This is a genomic window from Streptomyces sp. DS1-CR2, from assembly GCF_055760475.1.
The window spans coordinates 972,171-998,921 of the sequence record NZ_CM147085.1 but is presented as its reverse complement, the minus strand read 5'-3'; the positions used below and the strand labels follow the sequence as shown (position 1 = coordinate 998,921).

At 68.8% G+C, this 26,751-nt stretch carries 23 protein-coding genes, 1 tRNA gene and 2 pseudogenes; 10 read left to right on the top strand and 16 right to left on the bottom strand.

Annotation, left to right across the window (positions count from 1 at the left end; all coding sequences use genetic code 11):
* Nucleotides 1-2: 2 nt before the first annotated feature.
* From ACY0PA_RS04995 to ACY0PA_RS04980, 4 genes are all read left to right on the top strand, one after another.
* Nucleotides 3-998, top strand: coding sequence for a carbohydrate ABC transporter permease (locus tag ACY0PA_RS04995; protein ID WP_473083522.1), 996 nt, complete (start codon nt 3-5; stop codon nt 996-998).
* The gene (locus ACY0PA_RS04990; RefSeq protein WP_473083521.1) at nt 991-1,872 is read left to right on the top strand and encodes a carbohydrate ABC transporter permease; all 882 of its coding nucleotides are present in this window, start codon (nt 991-993) and stop codon (nt 1,870-1,872) included. Before ACY0PA_RS04995 ends, ACY0PA_RS04990 begins: the two co-directional genes overlap by 8 nt.
* A 47-nt stretch (nt 1,873-1,919) precedes the next feature.
* Entirely contained in the window at nt 1,920-3,293 is a 1,374-nt protein-coding gene (locus tag ACY0PA_RS04985) for a GH1 family beta-glucosidase (protein ID WP_473083520.1), read from the top strand.
* Between the two features lie 129 nt (nt 3,294-3,422).
* The gene (locus tag ACY0PA_RS04980; protein ID WP_473086235.1) at nt 3,423-5,030 is read left to right on the top strand and encodes a molybdopterin-dependent oxidoreductase; all 1,608 of its coding nucleotides are present in this window, start codon (nt 3,423-3,425) and stop codon (nt 5,028-5,030) included.
* A 49-nt stretch (nt 5,031-5,079) separates the two neighbouring features.
* On the opposite strand, the gene ACY0PA_RS04975 is transcribed toward ACY0PA_RS04980, so the two are convergent.
* Nucleotides 5,080-6,852 (bottom strand): coagulation factor 5/8 type domain-containing protein, encoded by a 1,773-nt coding sequence (locus tag ACY0PA_RS04975; RefSeq protein ID WP_473083519.1) that lies wholly within the window; start codon nt 6,850-6,852, stop codon nt 5,080-5,082.
* A 231-nt stretch (nt 6,853-7,083) separates the two neighbouring features.
* Here ACY0PA_RS04975 and ACY0PA_RS04970 point away from each other — a divergent pair.
* Nucleotides 7,084-7,275 (top strand): annotated as a pseudogene (locus ACY0PA_RS04970) (LacI family transcriptional regulator); the annotation flags it as partial.
* Nucleotides 7,276-7,281: 6 nt separating this feature from the next.
* Here ACY0PA_RS04970 and ACY0PA_RS04965 read toward each other — a convergent pair.
* The 5 genes and pseudogenes from ACY0PA_RS04965 to ACY0PA_RS04945 all read right to left on the bottom strand — a co-directional run bounded on the left by ACY0PA_RS04965 (nt 7,282) and on the right by ACY0PA_RS04945 (nt 11,737).
* Nucleotides 7,282-7,592, bottom strand: a pseudogene (locus tag ACY0PA_RS04965) (hypothetical protein).
* A 17-nt stretch (nt 7,593-7,609) separates the two neighbouring features.
* On the bottom strand, nt 7,610-8,503 hold the full coding sequence (locus tag ACY0PA_RS04960; RefSeq protein WP_473083518.1) for an RNA polymerase sigma factor SigF: 894 nt from the start codon (nt 8,501-8,503) through the stop codon (nt 7,610-7,612).
* Nucleotides 8,504-8,604: 101 nt separating this feature from the next.
* Nucleotides 8,605-9,231: a pyridoxamine 5'-phosphate oxidase family protein gene (locus tag ACY0PA_RS04955; protein ID WP_473083517.1), complete on the bottom strand. Its 627-nt coding sequence runs from the start codon at nt 9,229-9,231 to the stop codon at nt 8,605-8,607.
* Nucleotides 9,232-9,363: 132 nt separating this feature from the next.
* Nucleotides 9,364-10,134 (bottom strand): SDR family NAD(P)-dependent oxidoreductase, encoded by a 771-nt coding sequence (locus ACY0PA_RS04950; protein ID WP_473083516.1) that lies wholly within the window; start codon nt 10,132-10,134, stop codon nt 9,364-9,366.
* Between the two features lie 154 nt (nt 10,135-10,288).
* Nucleotides 10,289-11,737, bottom strand: coding sequence for an MFS transporter (locus tag ACY0PA_RS04945; RefSeq protein ID WP_473083515.1), 1,449 nt, complete (start codon nt 11,735-11,737; stop codon nt 10,289-10,291).
* A 201-nt stretch (nt 11,738-11,938) separates the two neighbouring features.
* On the opposite strand from ACY0PA_RS04945, the gene ACY0PA_RS04940 reads away from it, so the two are divergent.
* Nucleotides 11,939-12,394 carry a MarR family winged helix-turn-helix transcriptional regulator gene (locus ACY0PA_RS04940; protein WP_473083514.1) on the top strand — a complete coding sequence of 152 codons (456 nt, stop codon included), beginning with the start codon at nt 11,939-11,941 and terminating at the stop codon, nt 12,392-12,394.
* A gap of 141 nt (nt 12,395-12,535) precedes the next feature.
* Nucleotides 12,536-12,925, top strand: coding sequence for a hypothetical protein (locus ACY0PA_RS04935; RefSeq protein WP_473083513.1), 390 nt, complete (start codon nt 12,536-12,538; stop codon nt 12,923-12,925).
* Between the two features lie 47 nt (nt 12,926-12,972).
* Here ACY0PA_RS04935 and ACY0PA_RS04930 read toward each other — a convergent pair whose 3' ends face one another.
* Nucleotides 12,973-13,833: an alpha/beta fold hydrolase gene (locus ACY0PA_RS04930; protein ID WP_473083512.1), complete on the bottom strand. Its 861-nt coding sequence runs from the start codon at nt 13,831-13,833 to the stop codon at nt 12,973-12,975.
* 301 nt (nt 13,834-14,134) lie between these two features.
* On the opposite strand from ACY0PA_RS04930, the gene ACY0PA_RS04925 reads away from it, so the two are divergent.
* Nucleotides 14,135-15,499 carry an FAD-dependent oxidoreductase gene (locus tag ACY0PA_RS04925; protein WP_473083511.1) on the top strand — a complete coding sequence of 455 codons (1,365 nt, stop codon included), beginning with the start codon at nt 14,135-14,137 and terminating at the stop codon, nt 15,497-15,499.
* An 83-nt stretch (nt 15,500-15,582) separates the two neighbouring features.
* A tRNA-Met gene (locus ACY0PA_RS04920) sits at nt 15,583-15,656 on the top strand.
* An 84-nt stretch (nt 15,657-15,740) separates the two neighbouring features.
* On the opposite strand, the gene ACY0PA_RS04915 is transcribed toward ACY0PA_RS04920, so the two are convergent.
* The 7 genes from ACY0PA_RS04915 to ACY0PA_RS04885 all read right to left on the bottom strand — a co-directional run bounded on the left by ACY0PA_RS04915 (nt 15,741) and on the right by ACY0PA_RS04885 (nt 24,574).
* Nucleotides 15,741-16,217 carry a F0F1 ATP synthase subunit B family protein gene (locus ACY0PA_RS04915; RefSeq protein WP_473083510.1) on the bottom strand — a complete coding sequence of 159 codons (477 nt, stop codon included), beginning with the start codon at nt 16,215-16,217 and terminating at the stop codon, nt 15,741-15,743.
* 111 nt (nt 16,218-16,328) lie between these two features.
* The gene (locus ACY0PA_RS04910; RefSeq protein WP_473086234.1) at nt 16,329-18,365 is read right to left on the bottom strand and encodes an APC family permease; all 2,037 of its coding nucleotides are present in this window, start codon (nt 18,363-18,365) and stop codon (nt 16,329-16,331) included.
* A gap of 359 nt (nt 18,366-18,724) precedes the next feature.
* The gene (locus ACY0PA_RS04905) at nt 18,725-19,858 is read right to left on the bottom strand and encodes an IS630 family transposase (protein ID WP_473081193.1); all 1,134 of its coding nucleotides are present in this window, start codon (nt 19,856-19,858) and stop codon (nt 18,725-18,727) included.
* 105 nt (nt 19,859-19,963) lie between these two features.
* Nucleotides 19,964-20,746 carry an IS630 family transposase gene (locus tag ACY0PA_RS04900; RefSeq protein WP_473082046.1) on the bottom strand — a complete coding sequence of 261 codons (783 nt, stop codon included), beginning with the start codon at nt 20,744-20,746 and terminating at the stop codon, nt 19,964-19,966.
* Nucleotides 20,635-21,105 carry a helix-turn-helix domain-containing protein gene (locus ACY0PA_RS04895; protein WP_331719947.1) on the bottom strand — a complete coding sequence of 157 codons (471 nt, stop codon included), beginning with the start codon at nt 21,103-21,105 and terminating at the stop codon, nt 20,635-20,637. The genes ACY0PA_RS04900 and ACY0PA_RS04895 overlap by 112 nt, the downstream gene beginning before the upstream one ends.
* A 91-nt stretch (nt 21,106-21,196) precedes the next feature.
* Nucleotides 21,197-23,278 carry a SpoIIE family protein phosphatase gene (locus tag ACY0PA_RS04890; RefSeq protein ID WP_473083509.1) on the bottom strand — a complete coding sequence of 694 codons (2,082 nt, stop codon included), beginning with the start codon at nt 23,276-23,278 and terminating at the stop codon, nt 21,197-21,199.
* A gap of 138 nt (nt 23,279-23,416) precedes the next feature.
* Complete coding sequence (locus tag ACY0PA_RS04885; RefSeq protein WP_473083508.1) at nt 23,417-24,574, bottom strand: D-alanyl-D-alanine carboxypeptidase family protein; 1,158 nt, start codon at nt 24,572-24,574, stop codon at nt 23,417-23,419.
* Nucleotides 24,575-24,767: 193 nt separating this feature from the next.
* Here ACY0PA_RS04885 and ACY0PA_RS04880 point away from each other — a divergent pair, with 193 nt between their 5' ends.
* The gene (locus ACY0PA_RS04880; RefSeq protein ID WP_473083507.1) at nt 24,768-24,995 is read left to right on the top strand and encodes a hypothetical protein; all 228 of its coding nucleotides are present in this window, start codon (nt 24,768-24,770) and stop codon (nt 24,993-24,995) included.
* A 28-nt stretch (nt 24,996-25,023) separates the two neighbouring features.
* Here ACY0PA_RS04880 and ACY0PA_RS04875 read toward each other — a convergent pair whose 3' ends face one another.
* Nucleotides 25,024-25,839, bottom strand: coding sequence for an SAM-dependent methyltransferase (locus tag ACY0PA_RS04875; protein ID WP_473083506.1), 816 nt, complete (start codon nt 25,837-25,839; stop codon nt 25,024-25,026).
* 114 nt (nt 25,840-25,953) lie between these two features.
* Nucleotides 25,954-26,733, bottom strand: coding sequence for a class I SAM-dependent methyltransferase (locus ACY0PA_RS04870; protein WP_473083505.1), 780 nt, complete (start codon nt 26,731-26,733; stop codon nt 25,954-25,956).
* Nucleotides 26,734-26,751 lie beyond the last annotated feature (18 nt).

Sequence of the window (26,751 nt, the reverse complement as noted above, 5' to 3'; positions counted from 1 at the left end):
CCATGACCACCATCGTGAACTCCCCGAAAGGGGATCCGGCGGTGCGTGAGGACACCCCCGGGGCGACGCGCAAGCCGCGCCGCCCCGGGCGCATCCGCCGCCTGGGACTTCCGTACCTGCTGTTGCTCCCCGCGCTGCTGCTCGAGATCCTCGTACACCTGCTGCCGATCGCCATCGGATTCTTCATGGCGTTCAAGGAGCTGACCCAGCTCTACCTGCGGGACTGGGGCGCCGCTCCCTGGGCCGGCCTCGGCAACTTCGACATGGCCGTCGACTTCAACGAACCCGTCGGAAAGGCCCTGCTCCACTCGTTCTGGATCACCTGCGTCTTCACGCTCATGTCGGTCGGCCTGTGCTGGCTCCTCGGCACGGCGGCGGCCGTCTTCATGCAGGAGACGTTCACCGGCCGTGGCTTCCTGCGGACCCTGTTCCTGGTGCCGTACGCGCTGCCCGTCTACGCGGCCGTGATCACCTGGGCGTTCATTTTCCAAAGGGACAACGGCCTGGTCAACCACGTACTCCACGATCAGCTCGGACTCGCCGACGGGCATCCCTTCTGGCTCATCGGCGACAACAGTTTCTTCGCACTGCTGACCGTCTCGGTGTGGAAGGGCTGGCCGTTCGCGTTCCTGATCGTGATGGCCGGGCTCCAGAACATCCCCAAGGAGCTCTACGAGGCCGCCGCCATGGACGGCGCGGGCATCTGGCAGCAGATCCGGCGCATCACCCTTCCCTCGCTGCGCCCGGTCAACCAGGTACTCGTACTCGTCCTGTTCCTGTGGACGTTCAACGACTTCAACACACCGTTCGTGCTGTTCGGGCGGGCGGCGCCCGATGCGGCCGACCTCATCTCCGTGCACATCTACCAGTCGTCCTTCGCCACCTGGAACTTCGGCACCGGCGCGGCCATGTCCGTACTCCTGCTGCTGTTCCTGCTCCTGGTGACGGGGATCTACCTGGTGCTCACCTCACGAGGGAGGAAGGTCTCCCATGGCTAGCCCCACCGTCCCCCGCGGCGCTCCGCGCTCGCCGATGGCGTCCCCGCGCTCCTTCATCTGGTCCCGCCGGATCTTCCTGTCCCTGCTCACGGGTTTCGTCCTGCTGCCCGTCTACGTCATGATCTCCAGTTCGCTCAAACCGCTGGAGGACGTGTCGGGCAAGTTCCGCTGGATGCCCAGCGGGCTCACCATCCAGCCCTACTTCGACATCTGGAAGACCGTCCCGCTGGCGAAGTACTTCTGGAACTCGCTGATCGTGGCAGGCGCCGCCACGGTCTGCTCGGTCGTGATCGCCGTCTTCGCCGCCTACGCGGTCAGCCGCTACCAGTTCCGCGGCAAGCGCGTCTTCACGGTGACGGTCCTGTCGACGCAGATGTTCCCCGGCATCCTCTTCCTGCTGCCGCTGTTCCTCATCTACGTCAACATCGGCCAGTCCACCGGGATCGCCCTGTTCGGCTCGCGCGGCGGACTGATCCTCACCTATCTCACGTTCTCCCTGCCCTTCTCGATCTGGATGCTCATCGGGTACTTCGAATCGGTCCCCAGGGACCTGGACGAGGCCGCGATGGTGGACGGCTGCGGACCGCTCAAGGCGCTGTTCCGCGTCGTCGTCCCGGCGGCGATCCCCGGCATCGTCGCGGTCGCCGTGTACGCCTTCATGACCGCCTGGGGAGAAGTGCTCTTCGCGTCCGTCCTGACGACCGACGCCACCCGCACCCTCGCCGTCGGCCTCCAGAACTACTCCACCCAGAACGACGTGTACTGGAACCAGATCATGGCCGCCTCACTCGTCGTGAGCATCCCCGTGGTCGCCGGATTCCTGCTGCTCCAGCGCTACCTCGTCGCCGGTCTGACCGCCGGGGCGGTGAAGTGAGCAGTACACCGGACCGCGCCGCCGGCTCCTCGCCCGAAAGGACGTCAGTGTCCAAGCCCATCGACTTCGCCGCTCTCCCGAAGGACTTCGCCTGGGGCACGGCCACGTCCGCCTACCAGATCGAGGGAGCCGTCGCCGAGGACGGCCGCGCACCCTCCATCTGGGACACCTTCTCGCACACCCCCGGCAAGGTGGCAGGCGACGACCACGGGGACGTGGCCTGCGACCACTACCACCGCTGGCGCGAGGACATCGCGCTGATGAAGGAACTCGGCACCAACGCCTACCGGCTCTCGCTGGCGTGGCCGCGGATCGTGCCCGGCGGCGACGGCCCCGTCAACGCCAAGGGCCTCGACTTCTACGATCAGTTGATCGACGGCCTCCTCGAAGCCGGCATCGAGCCGTCCGTCACCCTCTACCACTGGGACCTCCCGCAGACCCTGCAGGACCGGGGTGGCTGGCCCGAGCGCGACACGGCGAAGCACTTCGCCGACTACGCCACCGTCGTCGCCGAACGCTTCGGCGACCGCGTCACCCAGTGGGCCACCCTCAACGAACCTCTGTGCTCGGCCTGGATCGGCCACCTCGAAGGCCGCATGGCCCCCGGCATCACCGACCTCACCGCCGCCGTCCGCGCCTCCTACCACCTGCTGCTCGGCCACGGCCTCGCCACCCAGGCGATCCGCGGCGCGGCACCCGACGCGCGCGTCGGCATCGTCAACAACCTCTCCACCGTCAAGGCCGCCACCGATCGGCCCGAGGACGTCGCAGCCGCCCACCGCATGGACGGCCACACCAACCGCTGGTGGCTCGACCCCGTCCACGGCCGCGGCTTCCCCGCCGACATGCGCGACGTCTACGGGGTCGAACTGCCCGAACATCCAGGGGACTTGGAGACAATCGCCGCCCCGCTCGACTGGCTCGGCCTGAACTACTACATGCCGGCCGTCGTCGCCGACGACCCCACAGGACCCGCCCCGCACGCCCGCGAGGTGCACCGCCTCGGCGTTCCGCGCACCGGCATGGACTGGGAGATCGACGCGAGCGGCATCGAGACCCTGCTCCTGCGCCTCACCCACGAGTACGGCGCCCGCAAGCTCTACGTCACCGAGAACGGCTCCGCCTTCCCCGACGTCGTACGGCCCGACGGATCCGTCGACGACCCCGGACGCACCGAGTACCTGGAGGGCCACCTCGCGGCCTGCGCCTCCGCCGCCCGCAAGGGGGCACCGCTCGCGGGATACTACGCCTGGTCCCTCCTGGACAACTTCGAGTGGGCCTACGGCTACGACAAGCGCTTCGGCCTCGTCCACGTCGACTACAAGACGCAGCGACGCACCATCAAGGGCAGCGGCCACCGCTACGCGGACATCGTCCGCAGGCACCGGCAGGGGAGAGGACTCGGGGGCAATGCGGCCTGACGCGTTCCTGCGGCTTTTGCGCCCGTACGCCCACGCATGTCCGCTTGAATGCGTGCGGTATCGCCTACAGCATGGTCGGGCTGACGAAGCTCGAGGGCGCGGCGCACAGGCCGCGAGGAAGGTTTCCCCATTTCTGGAGCGGGCGAGAACCGGAATTTCTGGGGGCGGCGCGCTGCACGACGGCGCGCACTCCTCGGCGCGCTGAGCGGACTGCTGGCTGGTTACGCGGCCCTGGCCGCCGCCGAACTGGCGGCGGCCGTCACCCGTCCCCAGGCGAGCCCTGTGGTGGCGGTGGGAGGCGCGGCGATCGACCGCACGCCGACCGCCGTCAAGGACTGGGCGATCCGGAATTTCGGCACGAGTGACAAGCTCGTCCTGCAGCTCGGCATCGTCGCCGTGCTGGCCCTCCTCGCGGTGGTCCTGGGACTCGTCGCCGCCCGCCACCGCCGCGCCGGATCGGCCGGCGTCCTGATCTTCGGCGTGATCGGCGCACTCGCGGCCACCACGCGCCCCGACTCGACGAGCATGGCCGACGCCGCGCCGTCCGTCGTCGGCGCACTGGTGGGTGCCTGGCTCCTGTACGCGCTCACCGGCCCGGCGCGGACCACGCTGACCGAGGAGCCGCCCGAGGGCAGCACCGAACCCGGATGGGACCGGCGAGGGTTCATCACACGCGCGACGACCGCCGCCGTCGTCTCCACCGCCGCCGCACTGCTGGCCCGGGCCTCGCGCGGCACGCAGGACGAGAACGCCGTGGGCTCACGCAACGGCGTCAAGCTGCCCGTTCCGGCGTCACCCGGCAAACCCACCCCGGCGGGCGCCCAGTTGGCGATCCCCGGCATCGGCGCGTTCACCACACCGAACAAGGACTTCTACCGGGTCGACACCGCGCTGGTGGTCCCCATGGTGGACGCCATGAAATGGCGGCTGCGGATCCACGGCAAGGGTGTCACCCGCCCCGTCACCCTGACCTTCGACGACCTGCTGCGAAGGCCGCTCATCGAGCGTGCCATCACCCTCGCCTGCGTATCGAACGAGGTCGGCGGCGCCCTGATCGGCAACGCCCGCTGGATCGGCGTACGCCTCGCCGACGTGCTCGCCGACAACGGCGTCAGACCCCCGTCGAAGGGCGGCCCCGCGGACCAGCTGGTCGCCCGCTCCGTCGACGGCATGACGATCGGCAGCCCTGTAGAGGACATCATGGACGGGCGCGACTCGATGCTGGCTCTGGGGATGAACGGTCAGCCCCTGCCGTTCGCCCACGGCTTCCCTGTGCGCATGCTCGTCCCGGGTCTGTACGGCTACGTGTCGGCCTGCAAGTGGATCGAGGACATCGAGCTCACCACCTTCGCCGACTACGACGCGTACTGGGTGAAGCGGAGCTGGGCCCAGCAGGCGCCCATCAAGACGGAGTCCCGCATCGACACCCCCAAGCCCTTCGTGAACCGCAAGGCGGGCACGGTCATGGTCGCGGGGGTGGCCTGGGCGCAGCATCGGGGGATCGAGAACGTCGAGGTCCGTGTCGACGACGGGCCGTGGGAGCGGGCCACGCTCGCGGCGGAGGACACCCGCGACACCTGGCGCCAGTGGTCCTATCCCTGGCAGGCGACCCCGGGAGGGCACCGCCTGACGGTCCGCGCGACCGATGGCACAGGCCGGACCCAGACGGCGCAGCGCGCCGACCCCGTACCGGACGGGGCGAGCGGATACCACTCGATTCAGGTGGAGATCGGCTGACGGCGGAGCAGGGCGACGGGCCGTGGTCCGTCGCCCTGCACCGGTGGGATCAGGGGTACGAGACCACGGTCGAGGGCACCGTGGACGTGCCGGACGTGGCGGCGCCGATGTCGTTGATGACGTGCTCGTACTGGCCCTGGCCACCCAGGGACACGACGAGCAGGTCGTGGAACTTCACCCCCGACGTGTTGGGCGCCGCGAAGCCGTGGTCCTGGCGGATGGTGTTGTCCGACGTGTAGTTGCAGTAGCTGCCGAGTCCCCAACCCTCGTGCGTGGTCACGGAGTCGGCGACCTTGTACGCGGCGAATCCCTTGACGTTGCCGTCCTGGACGGCGGCCTGGTTCGGGGCGTCGTACGCCTTCTCGTTCTGGAAGAAGATCGTACGGCCGCGCTGGCCGGCCCAGTACACGTCGTACTTGTTGAAGTGCTCGACGAACAGGCCGGTGGCCAGCACGTCGTCGCCGTTGACGCGCACGCCGTAGTCGGCGCGGTTGGTCTCCCAGCCGACGCCGTCACCGTGGTCGGCGCGCCAGACCCAGGTGTGGTCGATGATCGTGTGCCGGCTGTTGACGACGATGCTGGTGGTTGCCTTGCCGGGGCCCGCGCCGCCGATCCGCACGAAGACGTCCTGGACGGTGATGGGGTTGGCCGAGTGGTCGGCGGACGCTCCGGAGGCCCCGACTTCCAGCAGCGTCTGCGAGTTGACCGCGCCCGCGTCGATCAGGAACCCGGCCAGGCGCACACCGTCGACGTCGGCGACCTTCACCGCCGTGACGCCGTTGTCCGGGATGAGGGTGGCGTAACCGAGGCCGAGGACCACGGCGTTGGCGCGCTTCACCTCTATCGCCGCGTCGAGGTGGTAGATCCCGGGCGTGAGAAGGAGGTTGAGGCCCTGGTCGAGCGCCGCGTTGAGGGTGGCGGCGGTGACACCGGGCTTCGCCACGTAGAACTGGGTGAGCGCGAGCGAGGTGCCCCGAGGTGTGCCGCTGCCCCAGGTGGTGCCGCGCGCGTCGGTGCGCTTCTCGGGCAGGAAGATCTTGTAGTCGGAGCCGTCGAGGTACAGGAAGGGCTTCTCACGGGACACCGGCGTGGTGTTGAGCGTGGTGTACGGCGGGTCCGGGAAGCTCTGGGCGGGGGCGCCCTCGACGCCGGAGAACACCATGTTCCAGACGGCGTTGGTCCAGCCGCCGACGGAACTGTCGCGGGTGTACCACTGCTGCTGCGAGTACGGCCCGACGGTGCCGTCGATGCGGCTGTCGGCGATGTAGCCGCCGCTGGCCCAGCCGTAGCCGTCGGGGGCGAGGTTGAGGCCGCCCCTCACGTGCATACGGCGGAACGGCGCGGCCTGGGCGACTGCCCAGCGATTGGTGCCGTTGACGGGGGTGAGGGCGAGGTTCTCGGCGGAGCGCCAGAAGTTCTGGGTGGCGTTCCCGTTGAACCAGCCGGCGTCGACCGTGACATCGCCGTTGATCGAGGTGTCGTCGGGGGACAGGCCGAGGCCGGCGATCGAGGTGTAGAAGCCGAGTTGGGCGTTGAGCCCGTTGTATGTGCCGGGCTTGAAGAGGAACGCGTAGCGGCCGGAGCCGAACTGTGCGGACTCCTGCTGCTTGAAGATCTCGTCCAGCCTGGCCTGGATGCCAGGGGTGGAGGGGTCGAACACGATCACGTTCGGGCCCAGGTCACCGCCGCCGGGCAGCGGGTCGGCGGCGGGCGCCGCGGAGGCGGCGTTCCCGAGTGCGAGGAGGCCCGGAACGGTGGCCGCGGTGGCCGCCATGACGCCGAGAACAGTCCGGCGCGAGGGATTCGTGGGGGGTGTGAGCATAGGGCGACTCTCCTAGTTCAGTAAATGAACGAATGTGGGGGGTGGGAGCGCTCTCTTGCGGTCGAATGCTTCATCTGTGTGAACGATGCGTCAAGACTTAAATCCAGAATCATTGAAATTGGGGGCGGGCGTGCTGCTGTTGGGGCTCGCGTCGAGTCGCCCCGCCGCCCTCGGGGGTCCAACACCCTTTGAACAAAGAGGTGTTGGCCGTCTCTTGACAGTCTCGCGCCGGCGGGGCGTCGCAGGGTGGCGACCGTGGCGGGGCCGCTGGACGTTCCGGCGGGCCAGGAGCGGCTGGTGGGGTTCCGCGACGGGATGGAGCGCGGCGGTGTCCCTTACGTGCCGATCGCCGAAGATGGCTTCACTCTCGACACCGGGGCGGCCGCGATGGGTCGGCTGCTCGGCCGGCGCCCCGACTTCGACGCCCGGTCAGTCCTGTGCCGGGGTGAGGAACACCGAGCGCAGTTTGAGGTAGTCGGTGGCCGGCCGGCCGTGCGGACGCAGTGTCCAGGAGTCCCCTTCGCAGTCGGGCCCGGTGAAGACCAGGGCCCACTCGTCCGTGTCGTTGTGCGGAACGAAGACGAGCCTGTGCCGCGTGGGGAGGCCGATCAGACGGTGGCCATGGCCGGTTCGTCCGTCCTCGTGTTCACCTAGACAGCCTCGAGCATGCCGGTCTTGTGGCCGTCCGGGTCGACGACGTCGTAGGAGCGCCACTCACGGATATCAGCGGCCTGCATCAGGGTGGAGCCCCTCTGTGTCAGGCGAACATGCCTGTTCTGAGCTTGGTGAGGGTGCGGGTCAGGAGCCGGGAGACGTGCATCTGGGACACGCCGATCTCGGCGCCGATCTCCGACTGGGTCATCTCCTGGCCGAACCGCATCTCGAGGATGCGGCGCTCGCGGCCGTCGAGCTGTTCCAGGAGCGGCGCCAGCGCGTGGAGGTCCTCCACCGTCTCGATGGCAGGATCGGGCTCGCCGAGTACGTCGGCGAACGTCCTCGACGCGTCGGTCCGGCGCTCGCCGGGTTCGCTCGGCATGTCGATGGACCCCGCGGTGTAACCGTTCGAGGCGACCATGCCCTCGATGACCTCGTCCTCGCTGAGCTCCAGGTGCTCGGCGAGCTCCTTGGGCGTCGGTTCGTGGTCCAGGACCGTGGACAGCTCGTCCTTGCCCTTGGCCAGGTCTACGCGCAACTCCTGGAGGCGGCGCGGCACATGGACGGCCCAGCTGGTGTCACGGAAGAAGCGCTTGATCTCGCCGACGATGTAGGGGACGGCGAAGGAGGTGAACTGGACCTCGCGCGACAGGTCGAACCGGTCGATCGCCTTGATCAGGCCGATGGTCCCGACCTGCACGATGTCCTCCATCTCGCCACTGCCACGGTGGCGGAAGCGGGACGCAGCGAACTGGACCAGGGACAGGTTCATCTCGATGAGCGTGTTACGGGCGTACTGGAAGTCCGCGGTCCCCTCTTCGAGTACCAGGAGCTGCTCGAAGAACACCATGGAGAGATCACGGGCGTCCTTGGGCGCGACCTTGCCGGCGTCTTCGACCCACGGAAGCTCATCCGCGCCGATGGCCGCGTCGGCGACGTGCGCCGTCGTGGCCTGCGCCCGCGCCTCTTCATGAGGGTGCACCGAAGCTGCCGTCATGTCCCTGCCTTTCGTGTAGGCCCCGTCCAGAGCGTGTGCCCCCGTCCGCTCCGGTCATGCCTCTCGCCGCCGGAAGCGGCCGGGACCTGCCGGGACTTGGCCTATCCCTGTCCCAGACAGGCGTGGGTCATCTGCTCGGTGAAGTAGTCGCCGTCCTTGGGCCGCCCAGGGGCCCTTCGATTCGGCTGGTGCGCGGGTTCCAGGTGGGGGATGTGCTTGGAGCAGTGGACGTAGGCCTCCTGGACGGTGACGTATATCCACATCTCGGCCTGCCGCCCCGGGGCCGAATCTCTCGGCAGTGTGGGGCAGATGGCCCGTAGCTCCCGATCGCCCATCAGTTGGGCCGATCCGTTCACATGCAGACCTATGTGATCACGGGTGAAGTCGATGAAGAGCAGGCCCATATGGGGGTTCTCGGTGATGTTGCCCGCGCTGGCCATGACTCCGTTGCCCCGGTACTCCGGGTAGGCGAGGTGGAGGTCGTCCAGAACGGCGACGAACCCTGGTGGGCCCGCCCGGAAGCTGGCATCGCAGTGGCCACGTGCGTTCGCCGTGGACAGGAACACCATGGTCTGCCGGGCGATGAACTCATTCATGGCCTGAGTCAGATGCGGCCGGACCTGACGGTCGTAGAAGTCATCGGCGCGCTCGCTCGTCCCCATGTGGGCCTGCAGGGCGCGTTCACCCGGGGAAGGCGCGGGGCCGGGGGTGCTGGGGCGGAGGTGCATGCAGTGATCACGTCGCAATCGCCGGGGGTGGGCAACGAGCGAGCGTGGCGCCCACTCGAACTGTGGGGCCACGCTAGGCCATTGGCGTTTCCCGGATGCGACGGTTCCGCCAGGAACAGGCGTCGACCGGGGCTATGCGGCGATCACGGCGGCGCCGGCCCGGCCTCCGTCGACGTCCACGACCGTGCCGTGGACGAACGCCGACTCGTCCGAGGCCAGCCAGACCGCGGCGTGCGCGATGGCATCGGGCGTTCCGACCGCGCCGAACGGCGTGCCCTTCATCATGATTTCGCCCGGATGCGGCTCGCCGCCCTCGGTCGCCCGGGAGACGATCACGCCGGGCGAGATCGCGTTCACCCGCACTCCCTGCGGACCGAACTCCGCCGCCCACGCGCGCGTGAGCGTCTCCACGGCTCCCTTGGTGGAGCTGTACAGCGACCCCACAGGAATACCCAGGCGTGCGATCCACGAGCCGAGATTGATGATGACTCCGCCACCGTCGCGCGCCATGTCGGGGGCGACCGTCGCGGTCAGGAAGAACGGCGCCTTCACGTTCACCGCGTAGACCTGGTCGAAGGTCTTCTCGTCCGTCGTGGTGGTGGTCCCGGGCGGGTAGATGCCCGCGTTGTTGACCAGGATGTCGAGGCGCCCGCCCAGCACCGCACGGGCCTGCTCCACGAGGCGGCGGGAGGCGTCCGCGCTGCCGTCGAGGTCGGCCTCGACGAAGTCGGCCCGCCCGCCGGCCGCACGGATGTCCTCGACCACGCGCCGACCGCGCTCCGGATTGCGCCCCGATACGACGACGTGGGCCCCCTCGGCGGCGAACGCCTCGGCGATCGCCTTTCCGATGTTGCTGGTTGACCCAGTGACGAGTGCGGTCTTGTCCTGCAGTCGTCCACTCATGGCCGGCTCTCCTCAGTCTCGGTACTCCCGCTCGCGGAGCCGGTCGTGAACACCGCCCCGACCCGGCCCGGCGGTCCGTTGATCCGGACCGCACGACCGACTGTGCGCCGATGAAAATGGACCCGCAAGTCCAGTTTCCGCAAGGGTGCCCCGCCTACGCCTTGACCTCCGCAGGAGCGGCAGCCGGTTCGGTGCCCGCTTCGACGGGCGTGGCGCGTACGGCCGGGATGACCGCCGCGATCAGCGCGGCCACGAGGGCGACGCCTCCACCGACCATCAGCGCCGTACGGAAACCGGCCTCGGAGCTGAAGCTGTAGCCGCCCATGGTGGTCGTCATCTGGGAAAGGATCACGCCGATCACCGCGGCGCCGACCGAGGTGCCGAGGGAGCGCATGAGCGTGTTGAAACCGTTGGCGGCAGCCGTCTCCGAGAGCGGCACCGAGCTCATGATGAGCGCCGGCATGGAACCGTAGGCGAGACCGACACCGCTGTTGATGACCATGCACACGACCATGAGCGCCAGGCCGGAGCCCATCAGCGCGAGCGACAGACCATATCCGGCAGCGATCACCAGGACACCGAAGATGAGCGTGAACTTCGGGCCGCGGGCATCGGTGAGCTTCCCGCCGAGCGGGGAGACGATCATCATCATGATGCCGCCGGGCGCCATCCACAGGCCCGCCGCGAGCATCGACTGCCCCAGGCCGTAACCGGTGGCCTCGGGGAACTGCAGCAGCTGCGGGATCACGAGCATGCTCGCGTACATACCGAAACCGACGAAGACCGAGGCGACGTTCGTGAACAGCACGCGAGGCCGGGCGGTGGTGCGCAGGTCGATCAGCGGGTCCCGGGTGCGCGTCTCCCACCAGCCCCAGCCCAGCAGTACGAGGACGGCCGCGGCGAAGAGTACGAGCGTCGTCGCCGAGCCCCAGCCCCACTCCGCGCCCTTGGACACCGCGAGGAGGAGGCAGACCAGGCCGACGCCGAGGCCGAGCGCGCCGGGTACGTCGAAGCGCTGACCCTTGGCGCTCGCCGGGACGTCGGGGATGAGGAACCAGATCAGCGCGGCGATCAGTATGGCGAGCACGGCCGAACCCCAGAACAGTACGCGCCAGTTGGCGTACTGGGCCACCGCGGCGGCGATGGGAAGGCCGAGGCCGCCGCCGATGCCCATGGACGCGCTGACCAGGGCGATCGAGGAGCTGAGCTTCTCCTTCGCCACCACGTCCCTGAGGAGGGCGATGCCCAGCGGCACCATGCCCATCCCCATGCCCTGCAGGCCGCGGCCGACGATCATCGGCACTACGGACGACGACAGCGCACACATCACGGAACCCGCCATGAGCGGGACCGAGCACGCGAGCAGCATGCGGCGCTTGCCGACCAGGTCGCCGAGACGGCCGGTGACCGGCACGCATACGGCTGCCACCAGCAGCGTCACGGTGATGACCCAGGCGGCGTTCGACGAGGTGGTGTGAAGGATCTTGGGCAGCTCCGCGATGAGCGGCGTGACCAGGGTCTGCATGATCGCGGCGGTGGTGCCGGCGAAAGCCAGAGTGGCGACCACGCCGCCGGCGCGGGCCGTCGGCCGGGGGGCGTCCATCAGGGGACTCCTTGTGTGTCTGCGGGATTCGGGAATCTGCGGGACTTCGACCGGGTTAGCGGTCCGATGTGCATCGTACACATCCAATGTATGAGGCACATTGTGTGGTGGCTACATTTGGCTGTGCGACGATGGGCGCGGGGGTGTGCACGTACGCGCGGTGGGACGCCGCGGGGAACGACAGCAGGAGGCGGCAGACGCATGGCCAGGCCCACGTACGAGCTCGAGTACGAGCAGATGCTGCTCAGTCGGCACGGACTCGTGCACCACAAAGGCGGGCGCCCCGAGAACGGCACCCTTGAGCGCAGCGCCTACATCCTGCTGAGCCGCATTCGCGTGCAGGGGCCCATGTCCATCGGTGAGCTCAGCGACGCCTTCGGGCTCGACGCCTCCACCCTGAACCGGCAGACCGCCGCCGCGATGCGCGCCGGGCTGGTGGAGCGCATCCCTGATCCCGACGGCGGCATGGCCCGCAAGTTCCGCATCACGGACAAGGGTGCGGCCGTCCTCGACGAGGAGCGCGATCACATCGTGGGCAGCCTGGACCGCGTCATGAACGACTGGGCGGACGAGGACATTGCGGCCTTCACCACCTACCTGAGGCGCTTCAACATGGACATCGAGCGACTGGGCGGCCGGCCGTGGCCCAGGCCGTGAGATGTGCGCCGGCGAGCCGGAGAAGCTGAGCCGGCGCGCGTGAGGCCGAGCAGGTGAGCTCGAGCCACTGAGTTCGGGCTCCCTGGGGAAGTGGGGCGTCGGGGGCGTCCCGGGAGACGTCTGCCGTTAGAATCCGCTCTCATGTCGAACCCTGACGAACTGCTCGTCGACATCGCCGTCATGGTGGAGTCCGGGCAGAGCAATCAGATGTCCCTGACTGTGGTCACCAGCGGCGCTGTGATCACCGGTCGCCTAGCCCCCGAGGCCGTGTGGAGGCAACGCGTCTCGGAGGTCCTGACGGACTCAGACCACCTCGGCTCCTTCTCGGAGATCTTCACCGCCGACGGGAAGCCCGATGAACGTCGGCGGGGCGGGACCGGTGACGGCCCCGCGCCCACCCATCTGCACTTCCATGTGGCCCGGATCCTCCAGGGCACCGTCGGCATCCCCGAGACGGGCGGCATGTACCGCGTCGCGATCCAGGACGTGAGCGCCTGGACGGTGGGCGACTTCAGCTACTCCGACAACTGACGTTCAGCTGCTCGCAGCGCCGAGGACGCGCCTACGCACCATTCCGCCTACCCCAAGAAGCCCGCCGTGGCGGTAACGAACCGGTCCGCGTCGTCGAGCCACGGGTAGTGTCCGGCTCCGGGCTGGACGACGAGCTCGGCGTGCGGGAACAGCTGGGCGAACTCGGCCATGGTGCGCGGAGGCGCTCCGAGGTCGACCTCGCCGGCGAGCAAGAACACTGGGGACGTGAACCGCGCCAGGGCGGCGCGGGTCGCATCCGGGTCGAATGCGCCGTGCGCGCCGTAGGCGGCCACGACCTCCATGTTCATCCGCTCGTCACCGGCAGCCTGATGCGTCTGCGCCTTCTCGTCCCAACAGCCGTACGAGAAGGGGGCGATGGCCTTCCAGTGCTCGTCGGTCGCGTTGCCGGCGGCAACCTTCTCCAAGGCCCGGAACGCCGACGGGAACCACGGTTCGCCCCGGCGCAGTTGCGCGGTCTCGGTCCGCAGGTCGCCCGTGATCGTGAGGCTCACCGCCCGGACACTCGGCGTGATCAACGCGAGCTTGCCGACCCGTTCCGGATGGCGCCCCGCGTACAGGACGGCAAGATTCGCGCCACCGCAGTGCGCGAGCAGGTCCATCCGCTCCAGGCCAAGATGCTCGCGCAGGGCCTCGACGTCGTCGACGAGGCGGTCGCAGCGGTACGACGTCGGGTCCTCCGGTGCGGCCGACAGGCCCGTGCCCCGAAGGTCGAGCCTGATCAACTGCCGGTGCGCGCTCAGCCCCCCGAGGTCGCCGAGGTATTCGGAGTCCGTCGGCCCACCGGGCAGGCAGATCAAGGGAGTTCCGTCACCGAGGGCGCGGTACGCGAGCCTGGTTCCGTCGTGCGCGGAGAAGGTGGTGACGTCGTCGAGGTGGGGGAGTCGCATAGGTTCATAGCCTTTCGGAATGCCTGCGGGCACTCCCGGAGTCACCTATGTCAGGTGAACCGCACCACAGTGCGGGAGGAGAGCACCCTGCCTGAAACTGCGTTAACGGGACTCACCTCCTCGGTCGAAAACGTGCGTGCGACGCTATCAGTGGGCAGCTGCCCGCGGCGACCCATAAGGACCCCCCGCGGAGACCCATAAGGTGGCCTTATGGGTCCATAGGTCCAACCCGACTACCAACTAAGGTTTGCCTTAGTTTAGGCTTCCCGTCGAGTGCCCATGCCACGAAGGGAACCTGATCATGCCTCGCCCTCTGCGGGTAGCCGTTGTGGGAGCCGGTCCTGCCGGTATCTACGCCGCTGACGCGCTGCTGAAATCCGCGGTGGCCGAAGACCCCGGTGTGTCCATCGACCTCTTCGAGCGGATGCCTGCGCCGTTCGGTCTGATCCGGTACGGCGTCGCACCGGACCACCCGCGGATCAAGGGCATCATCACGGCCCTGCACCAGGTCCTCGACAAGCCGCAGATCCGCCTGTTCGGCAACGTGGACTACCCGGGCGACATCAGCCTGGACGACCTGCGCTCGTTCTACGACGCGGTGATCTTCTCCACGGGCGCGACGGCCGACCGCGCGCTCGACATACCGGGCATCGGCCTCGACGGCTCGTACGGCGCGGCCGACTTCGTCTCCTGGTACGACGGTCACCCGGACGTGCCGCGGACCTGGCCGCTCGAGGCGGAGAAGGTCGCGGTCCTGGGTGTCGGCAACGTCGCGCTCGACGTGGCCCGCATCCTGGCCAAGACGGCGGACGAACTGCTGCCGACCGAGATCCCGCCGAACGTCTACGACGGCCTCAAGGCGAACAAGGCCCTGGAGGTCCACGTCTTCGGCCGCCGTGGTCCGGCGCAGGCGAAGTTCAGCCCGATGGAGCTGCGGGAGCTCGACCACTCCCCGAACATCGAGGTCATCGTCGACCCCGAGGACATCGACTACGACGACGGCTCGATCGCGACCCGGCGCGGCAACAAGCAGGCCGACATGGTCGCCAAGACGCTCGAGAACTGGGCCATCCGCGACGTCGGCACCCGGCCGCACAAGCTGTTCCTGCACTTCTTCGAGTCCCCGACCGAGATCCTCGGCGAGAACGGCGAAGTCACCGGCCTGCGCACCGAGCGGACCGCTCTCGACGGCACCGGCAACGTCAAGGGAACCGGCGAGTTCAAGGACTGGGACGTCAGGTCCGTCTACCGCGCCGTGGGCTACCTGTCCGACGAACTCCCCAAGCTGCCTTGGGACTTGGCCTCGGGCACCGTTCCGGACAAGGGTGGCCGGGTGATCGAGGAGTCCGGCGAGCACCTTCGGTCGACGTACGTCACGGGCTGGATCCGGCGCGGTCCCGTGGGCCTGATCGGCCACACCAAGGGCGACGCCAACGAGACGGTCGCCAGCCTTCTGGACGACCGCGAGAACGGCCGTCTGAGCACTCCTTCCTCGCCCGACCCGGCGGCGGTGGACGCGTTCCTCGACGAGCGGGACGTGCGCTACACGACGTGGGACGGGTGGTACCGCCTTGACGCCGCGGAGAAGGCGCTGGGCGAGCCGGAAGGCCGTGAGCGCGTGAAGATCGTCGAGCGTGAGGACATGCTCAAGGCGAGCGGCGCGTAGCCCCTGGCGGTAGCTGTGCCTGCCGTCCTGGCAGGTGGTGGTCAGGAGTAGCTGCTTCCATGGCGTAGGGTGGTGTCTACCGACGCGGGGTGGAGCAGCTCGGTAGCTCGCTGGGCTCATAACCCAGAGGTCGCAGGTTCAAATCCTGTCCCCGCTACTGCCGACCAGGGCCCGGATCCAATGGATCCGGGCCCTGGTTCGTTCTTACGGCCCCCTATCGCGCCGCCGCGGCGAGCGCGGGTCAGGGGTTCGAAGGCGCGGTCGCCGGGACGCGTTCGCCGATGATGCGGCTCGCCAGGTCGGCGGCCAGTTCGGGGACGGTGAGGCGCAGTTCGGTCTCCGCCGCGGTGCGTTCGGCCTCGATGCGGGCCTGGCCGTCGACGAGTATCGCCTCGCGCTCGCGCATTGCGTCCTCGCGGGCGGCGGCGATCAGCGCCGCACCCTCCTCGCGCGCCGCCTGCGTGACCCTGGCGGCATCGCGACGGGCCTCGGCGAGCACAGCCTGGGCGCCGGCGTGCTCGGCGGAGGCTGCCGCGCGGATCGCCTCGGCGCGCTCCAGGGCGCCTTCCGTACGGTCGGCGCGCTCGGCCAGCACCTGGTTGATGCGGGGCAGGAAGCGCTTGAACCAGAGGAAGACGACCGCGAAGAGGACGAGGGCGACTACGAGGACGTCGATTTTGGCGTTGAGCGGTCCGAATTTCGTCGGCAGGAGATACATGACTCCTACCTACCCGCTCATGCGCGCACACCCAATGCCCCTTTGCGCCAGAGTTGGCGGGATGCCGTCCGTCTGCGTCGCGGCACCGGGATCGATGTCGTCATCGGCTCGTCAGCCGTTCCCGGTGCCGCGCGAACGGCCCGCTCCGGCCCGCGGGTGCTGTGGTTCGCCTCGGCGCACGGAACCGGGGGCGGGGCGGACCGGGCGGTTGGCGCGTGCGGACGAGGTGAGCTGCCAGGGGACGCTTGTCACCATCACCCCGGGCGTGAACAGAAGGCGGCTTTTGAGCCAGAACGCGGACTGGTTGTGGAGCAGGTTCTCCCACCAGCGGCCGACCACGTACTCCGGGATGAAGACGGCGACGATGTCGCGGGGGCTGTCCCGGCGGATGGCGCGCACGTATTCGACGACGGGCCGCGTCACCTCGCGGTACGGGGAGTCGATGACCTTCAGCGGTATGTCGATGCCGTACTCGTCCCAGCGCTCACGCAGGGCAGCCGCTTTGTCGCGGTCGACCGACACGGTCAGCGCCTCCAGCTGGTCGGGGTGGGAGGCCCGTGCGTAGGCCAGGGCGCGCATCGTGGGCTTGTGCAGCCTGGAGACCAGGACGATCGCCAAGACCCTTGACGGGGACACGAGTTCGGCGTGCGGGTCCTCGACCGCCAGCTCGGCGGACGTCGTGTCGTAGTGGCGGCGGATGCCGCGCATCATCAGCCACAGCGCCGTAGCGGCGAGAACGGCCAGCCACGCGCCCTCGGTGAACTTCGTGACGAGCACGATCACCAGGACGAGGCCGGTGACGCACGCGCCGAGGGCGTTGACGGCCCGCGTGGAATGGTGGCGGCGGCGCACCACGGGATCGTGCTCGGTGGCCAGCTCCTGATTCCAGTGCCGCACCATGCCCAGCTGGGAAAGGGTGAACGAGGTGAAGACACCGAGGATGTAGAGGTGGATGAGGCTGGTGACATTGGCCTTGAAGCCCCAGAGCAGTGCGGCGACGACGACGGCCAGCGCGAGGATGCCGTTGGAGAAGGCCAGCCGGTCGCCGCGGTTGTGCAACTGGTGCGGCAGGAAACGGTCCTTGGCGAGGATCGAGGCCAGCATCGGGAAGCCGTTGAACGCGGTGTTCGCGGCCAGGATCAGGACCAGAGCGGTGGCGGCCTGGATGAAGAAGAAGCCGACGCTGTGCTCACCGCCGAACACGGCTGCCGCCACCTGCGCGATGACCGTGCGCTGCGTGTAGCTCCCGCAGTCCCCGTCGAGTCCCGTCAGCCGGCACGCGTCGCTCGTGACGTGCACCTTGGAGATCAGCGCGAGGCTCGTGACACCGACGAACATGGCGATGGCGATGACCCCCATGGCCACCAACGTGACGGCGGCGTTCTTCGACTTGGGTTTACGGAAGGCCGGTACGCCGTTGGAGATCGCCTCCACACCGGTCAGCGCCGTACACCCCGAGGAGAAGGCGCGCAGGACGAGCATCACCAGGGCCAGGCCCGCGAGATGTGCGTCGGACTTTTGGGGAGCGATGCCGTACGCGGCGGTCTCGGCTACCGGCGCGTCCCCCAGGGCGTACCGGATCAGCCCGGTGATCACCATGATCAGTACGCCGCCGATGAAGAGGTACGTGGGTGCGGCGAAGGCCCGGCCGGACTCGCGGACGCCGCGCAGGTTCATCGCGGTGAGAAGGGCGACGAAGCCGACGGCCAGCAGGACGCGGTAGTCGTTCAGCGCCGGGAGCGCCGAGATGATGTTGTCCACGCCGGAGGCGACGGACACCGCCACCGTCATCACGTAGTCGACCAGCAGCGAGGCGGCGACCACAAGGCCTGCCGACGGCCCCAGATTGGTGGACGCGACCTCGTAGGAGCCGCCGCCGCTCGGATACGCGTACACGACCTGGCGGTACGAGAGCACGACCACCGCCATCAGTGCCACCACCGCCCCGGCGATCCAAGGGGTGAAGTGCAGATAGGCGAGTCCGCCCAGGGTGAGGACGAGCAGGATCTCCTGGGTCGCGTACGCCACCGACGAGAGCGGGTCGGAGGCGAAGATCGGCAGGGCGAGGCGCTTGGGCAGCAGAGTCCCGCCCAGCTCCTCGCTGCGCATGGCACGACCGATCACCAGGCGTTTGACCAGAGCGGGCATGTTGAACACTGCGTGAGCGTATGGCGGCCCGTGCCGCCGTTCGAGCCTGCGGACGTGTCGGCGGGCCGGGGTACACAAATGGTCCTACGGTCCGGGGACGACCAGCCCGGTCCCGTAGGCGCGGACGACGGCCTGGGCCCGGTCGCGCAGTGTCGGTTCGGCGAAGATCCGGGCCGCACGGGTCTTCACCGTCGGTCGACGCACCGCCCACACCCCGGGGCTCATGCCCTCGACTGCCGTCGGCGGCCCGCTCGATCGCGGCGATGACCGCCTCCACCGCGGTGTCTGAGAGAGCCTGCTGGCTGCACACCCGAGTCGAGCAGGGGAGAAGCCTCGTAAGTTCCCTGTCTAGTGCCGGATCAGGCAACGTTTGCCCTGTCCACGACGGCGCGTAGGCGCCGGTCGTCGGCATGGCGGTTTCGCCAGATGATGTAGCGGCGGATCATGCTGCCCTGTTCCTTGTGGTCGGCATGGTCGGTGCCGTCGAGGGTGAAGTAGCGCAGGGCCGTGAACTGGGCCTCGATGCGGTTGAGCCAGGAGGAGTTCGTCGGGGTGTAGGCGATCTCGACGTTGTTCGCCGCCGCCCAGGTGCCGACCCGTTGGCACCTCTTCGTGGTCAGATGCGGGGAAAAGTTGTCGCAGACGATCGCGATGCGGACGTTGTCCGGGTGGAGGCTGCGCAGGTAGCGGCAGAACTCCAGGAACTGCGTCCGCTTCTTGACCGGTTTGATGTGGCCGTAGAGCTTGTCCTTGGCTAGGTCCAGGGCGGCGAACAGGTGCCGCACTCCGCCGTAGCGGTTGTAGGTCGCCCGCCGTCGTCGGCGTGGTTCACGGTCGGGGACTTTGTGCTTGCCGCCGCGCTCGGCCCATTGCCGGCCCGGGTGGGGCATCAGGTTGAGCGGCCCGAACTCGTCCATGCAGAAGATGACTTCAGGCTCGCCGTCCTCGGGTATGACCTCGCCGTCGGCGATAGCGTAGAGGTGTTCGACGCGGGCCTTCTTGGCCGCGTAGTCCGGATCGCGGGAGGTCTTCCAGGTCTTCAGGCGTTGAAACGAGACGCCTTCCTCGCGGAGCAGGATGCGCAGGCCCTCGTGGCTGATGTCGTCGACCACCCCCTCGGCAACCAGGAAGTCCGCCAGCTTGGTCAGGCTCCAGGTAGAGAACGGCAGGTCGTGCTCGGTCGGATTCGACTTGGCGATCTTCTTGATCTCGCGCCGCTCGGGCAGCGTGAACGTCTTGGGGCGGCCGCCCTTGTACTTCGGATACAGCGACTCGAAGCCGTCGGCGTTGAAGTTGTGGATCACGTCCCGGACCCGGTCGTCGCTGGTGAACGACACCTCGGCGATCTTCGCAACCGGCATGCCCTGCGCGGACAGCAGCACCATCTGGGCCCGCCGCCAGGTCACCACCGACCCGGTGCCCCTGCGGATGATCCGTAGTAGCCGTCTGCCCTCGTCATCGTCGATCTCGCGTACATGTACTCGTTCCGCCACCCAGCCAGGGTGACGGCTACGCGCCGCCCGGCACAGCACCCGGACGGCGCGTCACATCACAACAGGGCAAACGTTGTCTGCTACGGCACTAGTAGACCGTCGTAGCTAATTTTTGGGATAAAGGTGACGTAGTTTGGTGCGTGCGTCGTGGGTGGTGAACTGCCAGTTCACCTGGCGTTGGTCGGTGTTGGTGGCGTTCTGCCAGGCTGTGAGTTCGGTGTTGAGGATGTCGAGGTCGTTGATGCGGCGGTCGAGGCATTGGCGGGTCAGCGCGGAGAGTTCGATTTCGGCGATGTTGAGCCATGACCCGTGCTTGGGCGTGTGGTGGATCTCGAGGCGCTGGGCCAGGGCGAAGGCTTTGTCGGGGGTGAATGCCTCGTAGAGCGAGGCGATGGTGTGGGTGTTGAGGTTGTCCATCACCAGTACCACCGTGTCGGCGTCGGGGTAGTTGACGGTCAGGAGCTGCTCGACCTGGCCGGCCCAGTCGGTCCGGGTGCGCCGGGGCAGGGCCTGGACGCGGCGCCACCCGGCCAGGGGCTCGACCCAGCAGAAGATCGAGCAGGTGCCGCAGCGGATGTACTCGCTGTCCTGGCGGGCGTCGTGGCCAGGGAGGGCCGGGAGCGGGGCGCGGGCATGACCCAGGAGCTGGTAGGGCTTCTCGTCCATGCACACGACCGGACGTGCCGGGTCATGGGGGCGGGCATAGACGGCCAGTACGTCTTCCATCCGGGCCGCGAACTGCGCGTTCGCCTTCGGCGGGATGGTCCAGCACTTCTTCAGATGAGGACGCAGTTCCGTTTTTTTAAGACCCGCCCGATGGTGGAGTGATCCAGGTTCGGGATGTCCTCGACCAGCGCGACATGCTTCTCCAGCAAGCGCAGCGACCACCGGGTATAGCCCTGGGGTGGCTGTGAGCACGCCATCGCGATCAGCCGGGCTTCGACCTCACCGGTCACCGGCGAGGGCACCGGCGGCAGCTCGCGCTTCTTCCGCGTGACCGTGGCGTGAACATCGCCACCGGTCTCGGCGAACCGCTTGGCCACCAGCCGCAGTGTCTCGCCCGAGACTCCGGCCCGGGCCGCGACCGCGTCCTGCGAGCCGATCGCGCCTGCAGAGGTGTCGAGCGCGAGCAGCACCCGCGCCCTCCTGATCACCGAGGCTGGATGGATACCCGTCGTGGTTACCCGAACCAGCTCTTCACGATCAGCCGCGGTCAGCACCACCGGCCTCTTCTTCTGCGAACCCATCACCCCAACTCCCGTCCGGCAGAAGGGAAGCAACATCTGCCGGACCCCACCATCCCAACCAAACAACCCAGAACTAAGCAACGACACGCTACTAGATCAGATCGAGGGACAGCTCGCACCACACCGTCTTGCCGTTGCCGCGGGGTTCGACGCCCCAGGCGGTGGCGAGCTCCTCGATGAGCATGATGCCGCGGCCGGAGGTGGCACGTTCGGGCGCGGCCCGGCGGCGGGGCGACGCGGTCGACGTGTCGCTGACGGCCAGACGCAGGCCCCGGCCACTGTGCAGTACCGGCCTGGCCGTCAGCGTGGCACTGCCGTCGGTGTGCACCAGGGCGTTGGTGGCGAGTTCGCAGGCGAGGAGTTCCGCCGTGTCACTGAGAGCCTCCAGCGACCAGCTGTGCAGCGCCTCGCGCAACGCGATCCGCGCGTTGCGCAGACCGTCGGGATCGGTGGGGGAGATGACCGCCTCCATACGCGGTGCCGGGGTCGCTTTCCCCCGGGTCCGGTGCAGGACCAGGAGAGCCACGTCGTCCTCCTCGCCCGTGAAGGGGGCCATGGTGTCCAGCAGATGGTCGGCGAGTGCGTCGGGCGGCCCCGGTCCTGCCTCCAGCGCGTCGAGGAGCCGCTCACGCCCCTGGTCGATGTCCTCGGCGCGCGACTCGATGAGCCCGTCCGTGCACAGCACCAGAGTCGAACCGGGTTCGACGACCGTCTCGAAGACCGGGTACGCGGGCTGGCCACCGGGCGTGTTCAGGCCGAGGGGCAGGCCACCGGGGATGTCGAGCCAGGCACAGCTTCCGTCGGGGGCACGCAGCACGGGCTCCGGATGGCCCGCGCGCACCACCGAGGTCATCCCCGTGAGCGGATCGACGAGGGCCATGAGACAGGTGGCGAACCGGTCGGTGTCGAGTTCGGCGAGGAAGGCGGAGGCGCGCGCCATGGCCGTGGACGGCGGATGCCCCTCGGCTGCGTACGCACGCAGAGCGATGCGCAGCTGCCCCATCACTGCGGCGGCCGTCACATCGTGGCCCTGCACATCGCCGACGACGACGGCGATCCGGCCGTCGGGCAGTGTCAGCGCGTCGTACCAGTCGCCACCGATGCCGCCCCGGGCGCGCGTGGGCCGGTAACGGGTCGCGAGGTCCACGCCGGGCAGGTGCGGCAGGATCCCGGGGAGCATCGCCGTCTGCAGCCCCGCGGCGAGCTCGTGCTCCTGGTCGTAGAGCAGCGCCCGCTGGAGCGACTGCGCGATGACCTTGCCGAGCGCCGTCAGCACGGTCCGCTCGTCCGGCGGGAAACTCGCTCGCCCCTCGTACGTGAGCCCGACGGCACCGATCGGGGTGTCCTGCGCGATCAGCGGCAGATACACCGCTGCCGCGGCGTCCGGGAACTGCGACATGTACGGCGTCAGCGCCGGAAAGCGGGCGATGAAGTCCAGCCGGTTCGTCACGAACACCGGCTCGCGGTTGCGCGCCGCCTCGGTCAGCGGCAGCGGCTCGCTCAGACGTGCCAGGTGAAAGTCCTGGATGAGGCCCTCGTGGACGCCGTTGGAGCCCACCAGCACCATGCGGCCGTTGTCGATCAGGCCGAGGACGATGCTGGAGGCGCCTATCCGCGCCATCAGGCGCGAGTCGGTGAGGGCCTCCGCGACGTCCTCCACGGTGACGGTCGGCACGAGCGCGTCGCTGACGTGGACGACGACGTCGGACGGCCGTCGCTGTTCCTCCCGGGCCTGCCGCACCAGCTCGGTCTGGTCCACCGCACGCAGCTCCTGGCTCGCGTCGCGGATGATCCCGATGACCCGCACCGGACGGTTGTGCTCGTCCCGGACGATGTGTCCCTGTGTGTGTGTCCACTGCAGCCGCCCGTCGGGGCGCCGCACCCGGAAGTAGAGGCTGAATCCGGAGCGCTCCCGCAGCGCCCTGTCCACCAGCTCCTCGATGGCAGGCAGCTCGCTGGACACCATCCGCTCACCCAGGGTGGCCAGCCGGCCGTCGAACTCGCCGGGCCGGAACCCCATGACGGCCAGGCCCCCGTCGTCATACTGAATCAGCCTGGCGGCCACGTCCCACGAGAACGTGCCCATGCCGTTGACCGCCAGGGCGACGTGGGCGGCGGCCTCGGGATCACTCTGCGTATCGGGCACGCCGCTCGGTTCGAAGGAGCGATCCATGAGACCTCCTGGCCCGTGCACCCTCGGTAACCGTGGGCGCGCCGGTTCACGGCTGCGCCGGGCGTGGCCACCTCCTCATTCTGCGCGGAATCGTGGACAGGCGCCTGTCCGGCGCCGGGCCCCGGTGCGCGCGGGCCGTCACCTGGTGGGGCGCCTGCGCCTGCGCCGGACAGCCTTGAGGACGAAGGGCACGCAGGTGAGACAGATGAGGGCGCCGGCCGCTCCCAGGTGACGGGTGAGGCCGGACGACGCGTCCTTGGACGGGGTGGACGTCTGCGCGGCGACGGCACCGTGATGGGCCGACTCCGGGCGATGCGACGGGGCGTGCGAGCCCGACCCCCGCTCCAGGCCCGCCCTCACGGCGCCCGGAGCGGCCTCGAAACCCCAGTCCAGGAGTTCGCGGCTCTCTTCATAGACGGCGTTGGAAGACGTGTCCTGCGGGTTCATGACGGTCACCAGGATCGTGCGGTTGTCCTGGGTCGCGGCGGCGACAAGCGTGTTGCCGGCCTCGGACGTGTATCCGTTCTTCACGCCGATCAGCCCCGGATAGGGCTCCACGCCGTGGGATCCGACCAGCAGACGGTTGGTGTTCTGGATGCCGAAGGAGTCGGGGCCGCCCACGGCCGGGAACTGGGCCCACTTCGTGGAGCAGTAACGACGGAAGTCCGGGTTCCGCAATCCCGCCTTCGCGAACAGCGACAGGTCGTACGCGGATGAGTACTGCCCCGGGGTGTCGAAGCCGTCGGGCGTGCGCACCGAGGTGTCGTGCGCGCCGAGCCGGTTCGCGGTGGCCTGCATCTGAGCGACTGTGAGATCCAGTCCGCCGTTCAGTCTGGCGAGCGTGTGCACCGCGTCGTTGCCGGAGCTGAGGAACACACCGCGCCACAGGTCGCCGACGGTGTAGCTGGTTCCTTCGTGCACGCCGACGAGACTGCTGCCGGGAGCCACGTCGTCGATGTCGGCGGTGACGGCCGTGTGCTCGGTGGCAGCGGGCAACTTAGGCAACAGAGCCAACGCGAACAGCGTCTTGAGGGTGCTGGCCGGCGGCAGGTGAAGGTGCGGCGCCTTGGCGGCCAGCAGCTCGCCGGTACCGACGTCGGTCACCGTCCAGGACAGGGCCGACAGCTCCGGCGCGTCCGGCGTCCCTGGCGCAGTCTGGATCTGACTGCTCACGCCATCGGAGCGCGGCATCGCGGCCGCGACGCCGCCGACCGGGCCGACCACGACCGCCGCACCGGCGACGGAAGCGACAACTGACTTGGTAATAAAGGAGTAAAAGCCCACGAATCGTGCCATGGCGGCAACTTAGGATCGTTGTTCTCCTCCTGCCATCGCACTTACGCCATCCGGCGGGGGCGGGAACCACTCCATGTGACATGGAGTGGTTCCCGCCTCAAGGCTCCCAGCACGGAGACCGTCGGCGTGTCATGAGAGCGCTGTCCTGAGGGCGTTGTGCAACGCGCCTCGGCGACCTGCGAGACTCTCCCGCGTGAGTCATTCCCGCCGCCCCTTGGGCACCGGACCGAGCCGCGACCAGGCCTCTGAGCCTGCGCGCGCCGCACGAGGCCGCACGGCTGCGGAGCGAGCAGGCGCTGCCCCGCGACCACTCGACCCCTTCCCCGACCCGGACCTCGCCGACGAAGCGGACCTCACGGACTCCGGCCGCCGCCGGCTCGGCGCCGGCCCGTGGTCGCGGCAGGACCACCCGGACGCGTAGACCGATCCGTCTCAGCTCCCGGACGTGATTACGGCTTGCGGGCGAGGCCGCCGTGTTCGGCGACGAGCTCCGGGGCCTCAGAGGTCGGTTCGGGGCGCCAGAACGGCACCGAGACCACGCCGGGTTCCAGGAGTTCGAGGCCGTCGAAGAACGCCGTGATCTCGTCGACCGGGCGCAGGAAGTAGGGGACGGCGCCGGAGCTGTTGTAACCGTCCTGGGCCTGCTCGAAGCCGGCGTCGAAGCCGCGCGACCCGTCGTTGATGGAGAGGTAGCTGCCCGACGGCAGTCCGTCCATCAGCCGCTTGACGATGGTCCGCGCCTGCTCGTAGTCGCCCATGTGGCCCAGGATGTTGCTGAGGATCAGGGCCGTGGGGCGGGTGAAGTCCAGTGTTTCGGCGGCCGCCGCGAGGATGCGTTCGGGGTCGGACAGGTTCGCGTCGACGTAGGCGGTCGCACCCTCGGGGGTCGAGGTGAGGAGCGCGCGGGCGTGCGCGAGGACCATCGGGTCGTGGTCGACGTACACGATCTTGGTCTCGGGGGCGAGCCGCTGGGCGACTTCGTGGGTGTTGTCCACGGTCGGCAGGCCGGTCCCGATGTCCAGGAACTGGCGGATGCCCGCCTCGGTGACCAGGTACGAGATGTTGCGGCGGAGGAAGGCGCGGCTGCTACGGGCGATGGTGGAGATCCCGGGGAACACGGCGCTGTACGCGTCGCCCGCCTCCTCGTCGACCGGGTAGTTGTCCTTCCCGCCCAGCCAGTAGTTCCAGATCCGGGCCGAATGCGGAACCGACGTGTCGATCTTCTGGTGAGCCGCAGCTCCGGGCGTCGTCGCATCGTCCGTCATGGGTACCGTCCGTCTTCCAACCGAGGCGTGAACTGTTTCCACGGCATAACCTACGTCCCAACAATCCTGGCACGCACACCAGTTCACGCGATCGGCCACGAGAGTTGATGACACTCACAGACGCCGGACGCGCAGCACGCCGGTCAGCATCGGGAGGGTGAACTCGCCGCGGGCGGTCTCCGGTCTGCTCGTAAGGAACGCGCGGATCGGGGCGAGTGTGGCCTGCCGTTCCTGTTCCGGCATGACAAGGACCCCCGCCTTGGTCGCGAACGTCGCGACGAGGGAGTCGGCGGTCCGGCGCTGCCCATGCGGGAACTCGGCCCGCTCCGGGGAGCCGAACCGGGGGATCAGGCCGGCACTTGGAAGGTGCGCGCCGGCTGTCTCGGCGCGCCAACTGCTGCGTGTGTCCCGCGGGCCGATGGCCGCGCTCCCACTGACGCGCTCGAGTTCACCGACCCAGTCGACCTGGTTGTCGAAGACGTTCCACAAGCCGGCCAGCACCCCGCCGGGTGCGAGGACTCTGGCGATCTCGGGTCCCGCGACGTCCATGTCGAACCAGTGCATGGCGTTGCCGGCCATGACGGCATCGACGGACGCGTCAGGCAGCGGTACCGCCTCAGCGCTACCCGGCAAGGCGCGGACAGCCGGCAGCGCGCGGCCCAGCTCGGTCAGCATCGCCGGGTCGGGTTCGACCGCTACGACCTCGGCGCCGAGCGCGACCAGCGCGGCGGTCAGCTTGCCCGTTCCGGCGCCGAGGTCGAGCACTCGGAGGCCTGGCGCGGGCGCGAGCGCCCAACGCACCGCGGCCTGCGCGTAGTCCGGGCGGTGCTCGGCGTATGCGGGCGCCGCAGCACCGAACGACGAGCTGTGCAGGAGCCGTTCGTCGTGTTCCACATGATGACCGTAGCTGTG